Origin of the sequence: Streptomyces sp. CA-142005, assembly GCF_050942335.1 — a bacterium.
Lineage (GTDB): Bacteria > Actinomycetota > Actinomycetes > Streptomycetales > Streptomycetaceae > Streptomyces.
In genome coordinates, this window is the sequence record NZ_CP192078.1 from 3,277,613 (window position 1) to 3,290,158 (window position 12,546).

A 12,546-nucleotide genomic window follows, 5' to 3' on the forward strand; every position below is an offset into this window, starting at 1 on the left:
ACCAGGTAACACGGGGTTCACACAAGAGCAATGGACGGGAAATCGCCTGTTGACAGGCTGCCCGGCAGATCGAGCGGCGCCCCAGTGCCGCAGCGCCGCAGCACCCGCGACGACGAGTGCGCCCGACCCACCGCTTAAGGATGTGGCCCCGTGACCTTCAAGGCTGAGTACATCTGGATCGACGGCACCGCGCCGACGGCCAAGCTCCGTTCCAAGACGAAGATCATCACGGGTGCCCCGACCGGTCTCGACGCGCTGCCGATCTGGGGCTTCGACGGCTCCTCCACCAACCAGGCCGAGGGCCACGCCTCGGACTGCGTGCTCAAGCCGGTCTTCACCTGCCCGGACCCGATCCGCGGCGGCGACGACGTCCTGGTGCTGTGCGAGGTCTTCGACACGGACATGAAGCCGCACCCGTCCAACACCCGGGCCGCGCTGGCCGAGGTCGCCGGGAAGTTCGCCGCGCAGGAGCCGATCTTCGGCATCGAGCAGGAGTACACCTTCTTCGACGGCTCCCGCCCGCTGGGCTTCCCCGAGGGCGGCTTCCCGGCCCCGCAGGGCGGCTACTACTGCGGTGTCGGCGCCGACGAGATCTTCGGCCGCGAGATCGTCGAGGCCCACCTGGAGAACTGCCTGAAGGCCGGCCTCGGCATCTCCGGCATCAACGCCGAGGTCATGCCGGGCCAGTGGGAGTTCCAGGTCGGCCCGCTCGCCCCGCTGGAGGTCTCCGACCAGCTGTGGGTGGCCCGCTGGCTGCTGTACCGCACCGCCGAGGACTTCGGCATCTCCGCGACCCTGGACCCCAAGCCGGTCAAGGGCGACTGGAACGGCGCGGGCGCGCACACCAACTTCTCCACCAAGGCCATGCGCGAGGGCTACGACGCGATCATCACCGCGTGCGAGTCGCTCGGCGAGGGCTCCAAGCCGCTGGACCACGTCAAGAACTACGGCGCCGGCATCGACGAGCGCCTGACGGGTCTGCACGAGACCGCCCCCTGGGACAAGTACTCCTACGGCGTCTCCGACCGCGGCGCCTCGGTCCGTATCCCGTGGCAGGTCGAGAAGGACGGCAAGGGCTACATCGAGGACCGCCGCCCGAACGCCAACGTCGACCCGTACGTGGTGACCCGCCTGCTGGTGGACACCTGCTGCTCCGCCCTGGAGAAGGCCGGCCAGGTCTGATCCGACCCGCTTCCGACAGGGGCGCCCGCCGTGCTGGCGGGCGCCCCTGTCGCGTGCCGTGCGCTGCCGTGGAGACCGACGGGGCGAACGGCGCAGAGACCGGCGACGGAACAGCCCGCGTCCGTATGCCGAGACGACATTTCACGCGGGGTCCTGTCCGGCGCCCGCGTCTGCTTCAATGGGCCCATGGCCAGCTTCCAGAGGATCACCGCGACGGGTCGCCACGACCTCGAGCCCTTCTGGCCCTCCCGTCAGCACCACGACTTCGACCGGGTGTGTTGCCGCGCGGTGAACGCGCGGGCCCTCTAAAGCCGTAACCCCCGGCCTTCGGCCAGCGCGGAACGACGTACGTCCCGGCGCGCCCGACCACGAATCGCGGCCGTCGCTCCCACCGACGAACTTCTCGCGCGAAAGAGCTGACCTCTCATGGCGACCACTCGTTCCCTCTCCTCCCCCTCCACCCTCACCGCCCCCGCCCGGCACCGGCTGCGCGCCGTCGACCGGGACGAGGTGGTCGACGTCGCGGACTTCCTGCCGCCGGGCGCCACCTGGCTGCCCGCGCCGCAGCACACCCTGCCGACCCTGCCCGGGCAGCCGCCGATGGTCGGCTACCTGGTGCTGGTCCCGGCCGACCAGCGCCCGCCGTTCCTGCCGGTCGCGGTGCCGGACCAGCCGGAGACGGCGGCCGATGCGGGCACCGAGCCGCTGGTGCGGATCGACGCCGTGCAGCGCATCGCCAGCGTCGACGGCCGTGAACTCGACCTCACCTACCTGGAGTTCGAGCTGCTCGCACACCTGGTGGCCCATCCGCACCGGGTGCACACCCGCGACCAGCTGGTCACCACCGTGTGGGGCTACGGCCACGTCGGTGACGGCCGCACCGTCGACGTGCACATCGCCCGGCTGCGCCGCAAGCTGGGCGCCGAGCACCGTCGGACGATCCAGACGGTGCGCCGGGTCGGCTACAAGTACGCCCCGCCGACCGGCCGCTGACCGGGCCGCTCTGCCCTCGGCAGAGCCCCGTACCGCCCGGCGCCCGGAGCGGGCACGATCACCGGTATGAGACTTCTGGTGCTGGGCGGTACGGAGTTCGTGGGGCGGGCCGTCGTGGAGGCGGCGCTCGGACGCGGCTGGGAGGTGACCGTCTTCCACCGGGGACGGCACCAAGCCCCGCCCGGGGTGCGGTCGTTGCACGGCGACCGCACCGCCCCGGACGGCCTGGCCGAGCTCGCCGAGGGCGCCGGCTCCTGGGACGCCGTGATCGACACCTGGTCGGCCGAGCCGCGTGCCGTGCGCGCGGCGGCACGGCTGCTGCGGGACCGTGCCGCCCGGTACGTGTACGTCTCCAGCCGGTCCGTGTACGCCTGGCCCTGGCCCACCCTGGGCGGGGCCGCCGCGGCAGGGGCGCTGGTCGAGGGCGCCGCCGCCGACGCCGGGCCGACCGACTACCCACGCGACAAGCGGGGCGGCGAGCTGGCCGCCGTCGAGGCCTTCGGTGAGCGGGACTCGCTGCTGGTGCGGGCCGGGCTGATCCTCGGCCCGTACGAGAACGTGGGCCGGCTGCCCTGGTGGCTCACCCGGATCGCGCGCGGCGGCCCGGTCCTGGCCCCCGGGCCGCGCGAGCTGCCGGTGCAGTTCATCGACGCCCGCGACCTGGCCGGCTGGCTGCTCGGCGCGGTGGAACGGTCGCTGAGCGGGTCGTACGACCTGGTCGGCCCGCCGGGGCACAGCACCATGGGCGAGCTGCTCGACCTGTGTGTCCGGGTCACCGGCGCGGACGCCGAGCTGCGCTGGACCGACCCGGAGACGATCCTGGCCGCCGGGATCGAGCCGTGGACCGGGCTGCCGGTGTGGGCGCCACCGGGCACCGAGCTCTACGACTGCGTGCACCGGACGGACGTGTCACGGGCGCTGGCCACCGGTCTGGTGTGCCGGCCGCCCGCGCAGACCGTGGCGGACACCTGGCGCTGGCTGACGGAGCTCGGCGGCGTGGCACCGCTGCGGCCCGACCGGACGGCCAAGGGCGTCGATCCGGAGGTGGAGGCGAGGGTGCTGGCCGGGGCCGGGGGTGTACCTGGCACCACCCCGCAGGAGGGGGCCTCGGGCCCATGACCCCCGCCTCGGGATCGACGAGACTTGCCGCATGAGCAGCGAAGACAAGAGCGGCCGCGTCCGGGAGGCCGTACTGGCCGCCGTGCGCGGGCTGGTGCTGGCAGTGACCGTGCTGCCCTTCGGAATCGTGTTCCTGGTACTGGTCCCACTGTCCCTCGCCTTCATCCCGCTCGGCGTCGGACTGGTGACGACTCCGGCCGTGCTGACGGGCGTTCGTGCGCTGGCGGACGTGCGCCGCAGGCTGGCGGGCGAGTGGTGCGGGATGCGGATCGGGGCGGCGTACCGGCCGATCCCCCGCGGTACCAACCCGTGGACCCGCACCTTCACGATGCTGGGCGACCCCCAGACCTGGCGGGACGTGCGCTGGCTGCCGGTGGACGTCACGGCCGGTTTCGTCACCGCGCTGGTCCCGGCCGTGCTGCTGTTCTACCCCGTCGAGGGGCTGATGCTGCCCTTCGGGCTGTGGCAGCCGTACACGCACGGCGGCGGCACCTACTGGTACGCGTTCGTCCCGGTCACCGGAGAGGCGAGCGCCATCGGCGCGGGCGTTCTCGCCCTCGTCCTCCTCGGCGTCGCCCTGCGCTACACCCCGGCCCTGCTGACCGCGCACTTCCGGCTCACCCGGGCGGTGCTCGACAACGGCAAGGGCGAACTCGCCGAGCGGGTGAGGGTGTTGACCGAGACCCGGCGGGACGCCGTGGACACCTCCGCCGCCGAGCTGCGGCGCATCGAGCGGGACCTGCACGACGGAGCGCAGGCCCGGCTGGTCGCCATGGGCATGGACCTCGGCACCATCGAGATGCTGGTGGAACGGGACCCGGCCCAGGCGAAGCGGCTGCTCGCCCAGGCCCGCCGGAACTCGGCCGATGCCCTGGAGGAGCTGCGCGACCTGGTGCGCGGCATCCACCCGCCGGTCCTCGCCGAACGCGGGCTCGGCGACGCCGTACGGGCGCTGGCGCTGCGGCTGCCGCTGCCGGCCGAGGTGACCGTGGAGCTGTCCGGCCGGGCGGACGCGCCGGTGGAGTCGGCGGCCTACTTCGCGGTCAGCGAGGTGCTGACCAACGCCGCCAAGCACTCGGGGGCCGACCGGGTCTGGGTCGACGTGCACCACGCCGACGGCCGGCTGCGGATCACGGTCACCGACAACGGCAGGGGCGGCGCGGCGATCGGGGCCGGGTCGGGTCTCGGCGGGGTGGAGCGCCGGCTCGGTACATTCGACGGCGTCCTGGCCGTCAGCAGCCCCGTCGGCGGCCCCACGCTGGTGACCATGGAGATCCCGTGCGCGTTGTCCTAGCCGAAGACCTCTTCCTGCTGCGCGACGGACTGGTGCGGATGCTGGAGGCCTTCGGCTTCGAGATCGCCGCCGCCGTCGAGTCCGGCCCCGACCTCACCCGGGCGCTGGCCGACTTGGAACCGGACGTTGCCGTGGTCGACGTACGGCTGCCGCCCACGCACACCGACGAGGGCCTGCAGTGCGCCCTCGCGGCCCGCAGGGCCCGGCCCGGGCTGCCGGTGCTGGTCCTCTCCCAGCACGTGGAGCAGCTGTACGCGCGCGAGCTGCTCGCCGACGGCAGCGGCGGGATCGGCTATCTGCTGAAGGACCGGGTGTTCGACGCCGAGCAGTTCGTGGACGCCGTACGACGGGTGGCGGCGGGCGGTACGGCGATGGACCCGCAGGTCATCCAGCAGCTGTTGTCCCGGCGGGCCGGCGGCGACCGGCCGCTCGCGGGCCTGACCCCGCGCGAGCTGGAGGTGCTGGAGCTGATGGCGCAGGGCAGGTCGAACGCGGGCATCGCGGCCCAGCTGGTGGTGACCGAACGCGCCATCGCCAAGCACACCTCCAACATCTTCACCAAGCTGGGCCTGGAGGTGTCGGACGACGACAACCGGCGCGTGCTGGCGGTCCTCGCCTATCTGGACCGGGACCGCTGACCTGCCAACTCACCTGTTTCTGCGAGGAATTTGCGAGACGGGTGAACACCTCTGGGGCGGCGTCCGTATGGAAGGGCGCCGCTTCACTCCTGTCGGGCGCCTCGATGCTGCCCCGCAAGGAAGTCAGAGGAGTTCCATGGGACGCAACACACGAAAACGCCGTACGCCGCTGGCCACCAAGGCCATAGCCGCATCGGCGGCCCTAGCGCTCGGTGGGGGCGGGCTGATCTGGGCGAACTTCTACGCCTCTGCGCACGAGTCGCACAACCAGACATGGGGAGGCAATCAGACGAAGGCCGCGACGGCGCAGGTCGCGACGATCTCTTGTCCGGACGTCCAGCAGAAGCTGACGAACGTGCCGTGGCGGGCCCGCCAGGGCGTGGCGACCGAGCTGGCCAACCTCGACAAGCAGATCACCGAGGCCTACACCCGGCTCGCCTCCACGCGCGACGCGCAGGCCAAGGATCCGAACTTCGTGCAGAACGCGATCGTCGGCCCCCTCAAGGAGAAGCGGGCGGCGACGATCGACCGGATCCGGATCGACATCGAGCGCGTCGGCGGGTCCTTCGACAACGCCATCAAGCAGCTCGCCGCCTGTACGACGCAGTCCGCCAACCAGACCACCGCCGGGGGGAACGGCGATGGCCAGCAGCAGAACGGCGGCGGAGAGCAGCAGAACACCGGCGGCCAGCAGCAAGGTGGTCAGCAGCAGGGCAACGCCGGGCAGAACATCGGCGGGCAGGCCGGCAACGGCCCGGTCGCGGCCGACTTCGTCGACATCACGAAGGTCGCGCCGAACGTCCTGTCCAAGCCGAACAAGACCCCCAACGCCTCGACGGGCACGTTCACCACGCGCTGCGGTGTGAACGCCAACAAGAACCACAACACCGACAACGTGATCGTGGCGCCCGGCGTGACCAACGGCGCGCACCACCTGCACGACTACGTCGGCAACCAGAAGGTCAACGCCTTCTCCAGCAACCAGACGTTCCTGCAGGGCGGCACCAGCTGCCAGAACAGGAACGACCTGTCGGCGTACTACTGGCCGGTGGTCCGGGTCCAGGACGGCAGCCAGGACTTCGACCAGAACGCCGACGGCGGTGGCAAGGAAGGCAACGTCGGCAAGATCCTTACCCCGGTACAGGCCCAGATCAAGTACGTGGGCAGCCCGGCGAGCAAGGTCGTCGCGATGCCGCAGTTCCTGCGCATCATCACCGGTGACGCCAAGACCACCACCAACGGTCTGGCGAACGCCAACGCGCACTGGAGCTGCACCGGCTTCGAGAACAAGGTCCAGCTGACACAGCAGTACCCGATCTGCCCGCAGGGCAGCAAGGTGGTACGCACGTTCGCCTTCCAGAGCTGCTGGGACGGGCAGAACATCGACAGTGCCAACCACCGCACGCACGTCGCCTTCGCCGATCCGGCCAGCGGAGTCTGCCCGAACGGTTTCAAGGCGATCCCACAGCTGACGATGCGCCTGGTGTACAACATCACCCCGCCGACGATCCAGAACGGCCAGGTGAAGAACGCCTACGCGGTGGACGGATTCCCGGAACAGCTGCACAAGCCGGCCACCGATCACGACGACTTCATCAGCGTCACGACCGGCGGCCTGGCCAACAGGATCGCCAACTGCATCAACAACGGTCAGAACTGCGCCTGACCTTCTGACCGGGCCGAGAACAAGGCCGGTGACGGACCCCCCTCCCGTCACCGGCCTTCCCGCGTCTTCAGCCGCCGTGCCCGGCGTGGGCGGCATGGTTCGTGCCCGTCTCCACGTCCCCGCCGAGGGTGCCCCGCAGCGCCTTGACGACCCCGTCGTCGCCGACGGCGACCCACTTGCGGCCGACGAGGTAGTAACCGCCGTAGTCCTTCGCGTCGTTGATCCACTCGCGCTGGCCGCGGTCGGTGGCGAAGGTGGCGAGGATGAATCTGCCGTCGCCGTTGTCGCAGATGGCCTGGCGGATGTCGTCGGCGTCGGTCTGCATGTTCGGCTTGCACTTCACCTCGGCGGCCAGGCTCTCCAGGCTGCCGGTCGCGGTGGGCGGGACCGCCTCGGTGTCCCCGCCCGAGCCGCAGCCCGCCAGCGCCAGTACGGCCGCGGCGGCCGGCAGCAGTCGTGTCACCCTCATCTGTTCCTCCGGTCCAGTGGGCCAAGCATGCCTCAGCTCCTTCGGATACGGCTCCGGGACGCCGCGTGCTCAAACGCGGTGACGGCCTGAGCCCCGCCCTCGGCGATGCCGTCGGCCGGCCGCGTCACCCGTCCGGTGGTGACCAACTCACACTCCGCTCGTTCTCCATGACGTGCAGTCACAGGATGTAGCCCCCCGTCACGCACTCATCTCCGAGAAGACCGGACCGGTCGCTGTCGAGCAGGCCGAGGCCGCGCTCGTCGAGCACTATCCACGGCTGGTCCGGATCGCCTACCTGGTGCTGCCGCCGGGCCTCGGCCGCAGCCGCCGGGTGCTGACCGCGCACGCGCTCGTCCAGCGCGCCCTGCCCCGGGGCCGGGGGCGGCATTCCGTGATCCCGGCCCAGGCCGCCGGGCGCGAGGGCGACCCCGGGTACGCCTTCCTGCGCGAGCGCGTCCTGCGTACGGCCCTGGAGGCGGCCCGGCCCCGCAAGGGCCTGCCCCGGCTCTCCCAGCTGCCGCCGCTGCTGCCGCAGGTGTGGGGCCTGAGGCTGTTCCCGCGCTCGGGGGGCGCCGACGAACTCGCCCTGGACCAGCGGCTGTCCGCCCTGTCCGGACCGGCCTGTGCCGCGTATGTGCTGCGCGGCCTGGAGCGGCTGCCCGACGCCGAGATCCGCAAGCTGCTCACCGCGGCCGGGGTGGACGACCCGGGCGGCGCGCTGGCCTCCGCGAACGGCGTGCCCACCCAGCCCGGACTGCTCTCCTCCCCCGAGTTCGACCCCTGTCTGCTGCAGGCCCGGCCCACCGATCTGATGCGCCGCCGCCAGCACACCAAGGCCGCCCTCGCCGCCGCCGCCGCGCTCGCGGTGTGCGGGGCGCTGGTCGCCCTGCCCGGAGGCGGCTGGGGCCCGGACGGCGCCGCCGCGCCCTCCTACGCCGAGAACCCGGCCGCCGAGGCCGCCCTCGACCCCGGTCGGCTGGTCCGGGTCTCCCCCGCCGACTGGCGGACCGCCGCCCGCGCCGACTTCTCGGTGTGGCCCGCGCGCGGCCCGCTCACCGGCGACACGGCCCTGCTGCGCCGCGCCCTCGCGGTCTGGGCCCGCCCCGGCGCCAAGGTCCGGGTCTCGGCGACCCCCGGCACCCAGACCGGCGGCCCGGCCGGCCCGCCCCAGCTGCTGTACGCGGGCAAGGTCGACAACGCGCGCGTGGTGATGTTCTATGACGGCCTGCGCATCGCCCGGTACGCCGAGCCGGTCGACGGCACCCAGGGCGCGGCCCTCGACTTCGCCCGGGTCGACGGCGCGACCGGCGCCGAGGCGAGCGCGCTGGTGCTGGGCCGCTCCGACGGCAATGTCCGCTATCTGACCGCGCCGTGGGTGAAGAAGGCGGCCGCGCGGGACCTGACGAAGCCGGACGCGGACGCGACCGCGCTGACCGTCACCGACGGCATCACCGCACCGCTGGCCAGCCCCGCGCTGCGGCCCGGCGGCTGCACTTCCTGGACCGTGCTCCAGCTGACCGACGCGTCCGGCACCGAACTCACCACCGACCTGAGCGAGTTGGTGCCGGCCCACCTCACCGCCGGGCGGCCCGGATCGGCGGGCGAGGTGTCCGGGGCCGCCGGGCTGCGGGCGTGGGCGCCGTTCGCCTGCTCGCTGCAGGCGGAGCGGTCCGCCGGGGTGCGCAGCGTCAACGCCTGGGCGTTCGCCGACCAGCCGCTGCCCGACGGCAGCGGGGCTGCCGGATGGGTGTGCACCAGGGCCGAGACCTGGCGCGGCGACGGTACGGCCGCGCTGGCCCAGTTCCGCACGCCGGGCGCGGCGGTGGGAGCGGCGGTGGCCAAGGGCACGGACGCACGGGCCTGCGGTCCGCGTGATCCCCATGTGCTCGCCGGGGTGCTGTGGAAGTCCGCGGCCGGGCACTGGTACCTGCTGGCGGCGGGCGACAAGGACACGGCGTCGATCCGGGCGGGCGGCGGGGTCACCGCGGCCGGGCAGGGACAGTTCCTGGTCGCCCGGGCCGAGCAGGGGGCCCAGGCCTCGCTGAAGGGCACGCTGGCGGACGGGACCGAGATCAGCGGGTTGCGGTAGAGCCCCTTGCTGACAGCAACGTAAACAAGCCTCGCCCCAGGGGTTCTCAGGGCGCCTACCCGTCAGTACATTGACGCCATGTCTAACACGCAGGTCCGGGTGCCGCTCAAGGCACGCAAGGTGTCCTTCTCCTGGGACGGCACGCCGTTGCACTGGGTGCCGGGGGATCCGTTCACCACGCACACCATCAACGTGCTGCACCTGCTGCTGCCCGCCGGTGAGCGGTGGTTCGTGCACGTGTACAAGCAGGTGCTGCCGTACATCCGCGACGAGCGGCTGCGCGAGGACGTCATCGGGTTCATCGGCCAGGAGGCCATGCACTCCCAGGCCCACGACGAGGTGCTGCCGCATCTGCGCGAGCAGGGGCTCGATCCGACGCCGTACACCGCGCAGGTCGACTGGTTCTTCGAGAAGCTGCTCGGCGACCGGACGCTGCCGCCGGGCAGGGCGCGCAGATGGTGGCTGATGGAGCGGGTCGCGCTCATCGCGGCCATCGAGCACTACACCGCGTTCCTCGGCGACTGGGTGCTCAACGCCGGGGAACTGGACCGGCGCGGCGCCGACCCGACCATGCTGGACCTGCTGCGCTGGCACGGCGCGGAGGAGGTCGAACACCGCTCCGTCGCCTTCGAGTTGTTCATGCACGTCGACGGCAGCTACCGCCGGCGCGTGCGCACCTGGGCGACGGCCTTCTCGGCGCTGGTGTTCCTGTGGCAGCGCGGTGCGCGGTTCTTCATGGAGAACGACCCGACCCTCATCGACGGCAAGGCCTCCTTCAAGGACTTCTACGACCGCGGCCGGAGCGGCCTGCTGCCCGGGACCGGGGACATGCTCAGGTCCATCCCCCGCTATCTGAGCCGCGCCTACCACCCCTCGCAGGAGGGCGACACCGAGCAGGCCGTCGCCTATCTGGCCTCCTCCCCGGCGGCAACGGCGGCGGAGAAGAGGGCCGCCTGATGCCGAAGCTGCGCAACCTCGTGCTCGTCGCGGGCGCCGCCCTGCTGACCCGGCGGGCCCTGCGCCGCCGCATCCAGGCCTCGCCGCTGTGGCCGATGCCCGCGCTGGAGAATCCCACCTCGGGCCGGCCGCGCTCGCAGGCGCTGCGGCTGCTGGTCACCTCCCGCGAGACGGTGGCCGAAGGCGTCGTGCAACTCCGCCTCGAAGGGCGGAACTTGCCGCGCTGGGAGCCCGGAGCGCATCTCGACCTCGTCCTGCCGTCGGGGCTCGTGCGGCAGTACTCGCTGTGCGGCGACCCCGACGACACCTCCTCGTACACGGTCGCCACCCGGCTCGTGCAGGACGGCCGGGGCGGCTCGCGCGAGGTGCACGAGCAGGTCACCGTGGGCATGGAGTTGACGGTACGGGGGCCGCGGAACCGTTTTCCGCTGATCGAGGCGCCGTCGTACGTCTTCGTCGCCGGCGGGATCGGGATCACCCCGTTGCTGCCGATGCTGCGGGCCCTGCCGGAGCACGCCGAGTGGCGGCTGCTGTACGCGGGACGCGACCGGGCCTCGATGCCGTTCCTGGAGGAGGTCGAGAAGCTGGGCGGCGGCCAAGTGACCGTCGTGGAGGGGCGGCCGGACCTCGACGCACTGGAGGTGAGCGAGGGGGCCGCCGTCTACGCCTGCGGTCCCGAGGGACTCATGGCGGCCGTCGCGGCACGCTTCCCGGACGTCCGTCTCGAACGGTTCGCGCCCCGTACGTCGTCCGAGGGCAACGCGGAGTTCGAGGTCGAACTGCGCCGCAGCGGGCGCACCTTGACCGTCCCCGCCGACTCCACGGTCCTGGCCGCCGTGCGCCGGGAACTGCCGGGCACCGCCTACTCCTGCGAGCAGGGCTTCTGCGGGACCTGCCAACAGCGGGTGCTGGAAGGGAAGATCGACCACCGGGACGAGCTGCTGACCGACGAGGAGCGCGCCGACTCGATGCTGATCTGCGTCTCGCGGGCCCGCAGCGATCGTTTGGTGCTCGACATGTGAACGCCTGCGGCCGAATCCGATCGGTAAGGTGTTCGCATGAGTACCGGGGTTCGCCGCAGGATGGGTGTCGAGGAGCGGCGGCAGCAGTTGATCGGCGTCGCCCTCGACCTGTTCAGCCGACGCTCGCCCGACGAGGTCTCCATCGACGAGATAGCGTCGGCCGCGGGCATCTCACGCCCGCTCGTGTATCACTACTTCCCCGGCAAACTCAGCCTGTACGAGGCCGCGTTGAAGCGTGCCTCGGAGGATCTCGCGGGCCGCTTCGCCGAGCCGCACGAGGGCCCGCTCGGCGCGCGGCTACTGCGGGTGATGGGCCGCTTCTTCGACTTCGTGGACGAGCACGGCCCCGGTTTCTCGGCGCTGATGCGCGGCGGCCCGGCCGTGGGCTCCTCGGCCACCAACGCGCTCATCGACTCCGTGCGCCAGGCCGCGTACGAGCAGATCCTGTCGCACCTCGGCGTCACGGACGCGCCCCCGCGCCTGGAGCTGGTCGTGCGCTCCTGGATCTCGCTCGCCGAGTCCACGGCGCTGATCTGGCTGGACGGCCGGCGCATCCCGCGCGCCGAGCTGGAGGTCCAGCTGGTGCACGACTTCGCCGCGCTGGCCGCGGTCAGCGCCGCCTACGACGAGGGCATGGCGACCCTGCTGAAGGGGATGGTCAAGGACGAGCCGGCCGACGGCCCCTTCGCGGAGCTCGTCGGCCGGCTGATCGCCCTCGGTTCCTGAGCGTCCTTTAGCGCTCGAACTTCCGGTAGGAGGGGTCGAGGTCGCGGACCTCGGCGGAGGCGTGCAGGGTGACCCCGTCCTCCGGCTGTACGTACTTCCGGAGCAGGTCCAGCGTCGTCTCCGTGAGCCGCTCCTTCGTCTCGTCACTGCGGCCGGCGAGGAGCCCGATGGTCACGTGGAAGATCGCGTGTCGCTCGGAGTCCTCGTAACCGAACGCCCGCCAGTCGCTGTACCGGAACAGCGTCTTGCACGCCTCGGGCCTGGCCGCGGCGATCTCGACGGTCGCCTCGTGCATCGCCCGCGCGAAGCCGTCCAGGTCGAAGTGGTCCTCGACCGGGGTCGAGTAGTCGACGGTGATCTGCGGCATGGGTACTCCTGTTCTACGACGACG

13 protein-coding genes are annotated in these 12,546 nt (G+C 72.1%); 11 read left to right on the forward strand and 2 right to left on the reverse strand.

From position 1 onward, the window contains the following. The first annotated feature begins 150 nt into the window (after positions 1-150). The 7 genes from glnII to ACQPXS_RS15600 all read left to right on the forward strand — a co-directional run bounded on the left by glnII (position 151) and on the right by ACQPXS_RS15600 (position 6,892). A complete protein-coding gene (gene glnII, locus ACQPXS_RS15570; protein ID WP_433449819.1) occupies positions 151-1,182 on the forward strand; it encodes a glutamine synthetase in 1,032 nt (343 codons plus the stop codon). A 186-nt stretch (positions 1,183-1,368) separates the two neighbouring features. After that, a complete protein-coding gene (locus ACQPXS_RS15575; protein ID WP_433449820.1) occupies positions 1,369-1,491 on the forward strand; it encodes a hypothetical protein in 123 nt (40 codons plus the stop codon). A gap of 117 nt (positions 1,492-1,608) precedes the next feature. Beyond that, a complete protein-coding gene (locus ACQPXS_RS15580) occupies positions 1,609-2,175 on the forward strand; it encodes a winged helix-turn-helix domain-containing protein (RefSeq protein ID WP_356303362.1) in 567 nt (188 codons plus the stop codon). 66 nt (positions 2,176-2,241) lie between these two features. Continuing rightward, entirely contained in the window at positions 2,242-3,294 is a 1,053-nt protein-coding gene (locus ACQPXS_RS15585) for an NAD-dependent epimerase/dehydratase family protein (RefSeq protein WP_433449822.1), read from the forward strand. Between the two features lie 31 nt (positions 3,295-3,325). Further along, the gene (locus ACQPXS_RS15590) at positions 3,326-4,588 is read left to right on the forward strand and encodes a sensor histidine kinase (RefSeq protein ID WP_433449823.1); all 1,263 of its coding nucleotides are present in this window, start codon (positions 3,326-3,328) and stop codon (positions 4,586-4,588) included. Further along, positions 4,573-5,226 carry a LuxR C-terminal-related transcriptional regulator gene (locus ACQPXS_RS15595; protein ID WP_433449825.1) on the forward strand — a complete coding sequence of 218 codons (654 nt, stop codon included), beginning with the start codon at positions 4,573-4,575 and terminating at the stop codon, positions 5,224-5,226. Before ACQPXS_RS15590 ends, ACQPXS_RS15595 begins: the two co-directional genes overlap by 16 nt. 136 nt (positions 5,227-5,362) lie before the next feature. Continuing rightward, on the forward strand, positions 5,363-6,892 hold the full coding sequence (locus tag ACQPXS_RS15600; RefSeq protein ID WP_433449827.1) for a DUF1996 domain-containing protein: 1,530 nt from the start codon (positions 5,363-5,365) through the stop codon (positions 6,890-6,892). A 67-nt stretch (positions 6,893-6,959) separates the two neighbouring features. Here ACQPXS_RS15600 and ACQPXS_RS15605 read toward each other — a convergent pair whose 3' ends face one another. Next, entirely contained in the window at positions 6,960-7,361 is a 402-nt protein-coding gene (locus ACQPXS_RS15605) for a hypothetical protein (protein WP_433449829.1), read from the reverse strand. Positions 7,362-7,533: 172 nt separating this feature from the next. Here ACQPXS_RS15605 and ACQPXS_RS15610 point away from each other — a divergent pair, with 172 nt between their 5' ends. From ACQPXS_RS15610 to ACQPXS_RS15625, 4 genes are all read left to right on the forward strand, one after another. After that, a complete protein-coding gene (locus ACQPXS_RS15610; RefSeq protein WP_433449831.1) occupies positions 7,534-9,450 on the forward strand; it encodes a hypothetical protein in 1,917 nt (638 codons plus the stop codon). A gap of 78 nt (positions 9,451-9,528) precedes the next feature. Beyond that, the gene (locus ACQPXS_RS15615) at positions 9,529-10,407 is read left to right on the forward strand and encodes a metal-dependent hydrolase (protein ID WP_433449832.1); all 879 of its coding nucleotides are present in this window, start codon (positions 9,529-9,531) and stop codon (positions 10,405-10,407) included. Next, positions 10,407-11,429 carry a PDR/VanB family oxidoreductase gene (locus tag ACQPXS_RS15620; protein WP_433449833.1) on the forward strand — a complete coding sequence of 341 codons (1,023 nt, stop codon included), beginning with the start codon at positions 10,407-10,409 and terminating at the stop codon, positions 11,427-11,429. The genes ACQPXS_RS15615 and ACQPXS_RS15620 overlap by 1 nt, the downstream gene beginning before the upstream one ends. Positions 11,430-11,465: 36 nt before the next feature. After that, positions 11,466-12,155: a TetR/AcrR family transcriptional regulator gene (locus ACQPXS_RS15625; protein ID WP_365325195.1), complete on the forward strand. Its 690-nt coding sequence runs from the start codon at positions 11,466-11,468 to the stop codon at positions 12,153-12,155. 7 nt (positions 12,156-12,162) lie between these two features. On the opposite strand, the gene ACQPXS_RS15630 is transcribed toward ACQPXS_RS15625, so the two are convergent. Further along, complete coding sequence (locus ACQPXS_RS15630; RefSeq protein ID WP_351798422.1) at positions 12,163-12,522, reverse strand: 5-carboxymethyl-2-hydroxymuconate Delta-isomerase; 360 nt, start codon at positions 12,520-12,522, stop codon at positions 12,163-12,165. Positions 12,523-12,546 lie beyond the last annotated feature (24 nt).

Excerpts from the sequence above, each read along its gene's own strand:
- ACQPXS_RS15575 (WP_433449820.1), top strand. The coding sequence starts at position 1,369 with ATGGCCAGCTTCCAGAGGATCACCGCGACGGGTCGCCACGACCTCGAG.
- ACQPXS_RS15580 (WP_356303362.1), top strand. The coding sequence starts at position 1,609 with ATGGCGACCACTCGTTCCCTCTCCTCCCCCTCCACCCTCACCGCCCCC.
- ACQPXS_RS15585 (WP_433449822.1), top strand. The coding sequence starts at position 2,242 with ATGAGACTTCTGGTGCTGGGCGGTACGGAGTTCGTGGGGCGGGCCGTC.
- ACQPXS_RS15590 (WP_433449823.1), top strand. The coding sequence starts at position 3,326 with ATGAGCAGCGAAGACAAGAGCGGCCGCGTCCGGGAGGCCGTACTGGCC.
- ACQPXS_RS15600 (WP_433449827.1), top strand. The coding sequence starts at position 5,363 with ATGGGACGCAACACACGAAAACGCCGTACGCCGCTGGCCACCAAGGCC.
- ACQPXS_RS15605 (WP_433449829.1), bottom strand. The coding sequence starts at position 7,361 with ATGAGGGTGACACGACTGCTGCCGGCCGCCGCGGCCGTACTGGCGCTG.
- ACQPXS_RS15615 (WP_433449832.1), top strand. The coding sequence starts at position 9,529 with ATGTCTAACACGCAGGTCCGGGTGCCGCTCAAGGCACGCAAGGTGTCC.
- ACQPXS_RS15620 (WP_433449833.1), top strand. The coding sequence starts at position 10,407 with ATGCCGAAGCTGCGCAACCTCGTGCTCGTCGCGGGCGCCGCCCTGCTG.
- ACQPXS_RS15625 (WP_365325195.1), top strand. The coding sequence starts at position 11,466 with ATGAGTACCGGGGTTCGCCGCAGGATGGGTGTCGAGGAGCGGCGGCAG.
- ACQPXS_RS15630 (WP_351798422.1), bottom strand. The coding sequence starts at position 12,522 with ATGCCGCAGATCACCGTCGACTACTCGACCCCGGTCGAGGACCACTTC.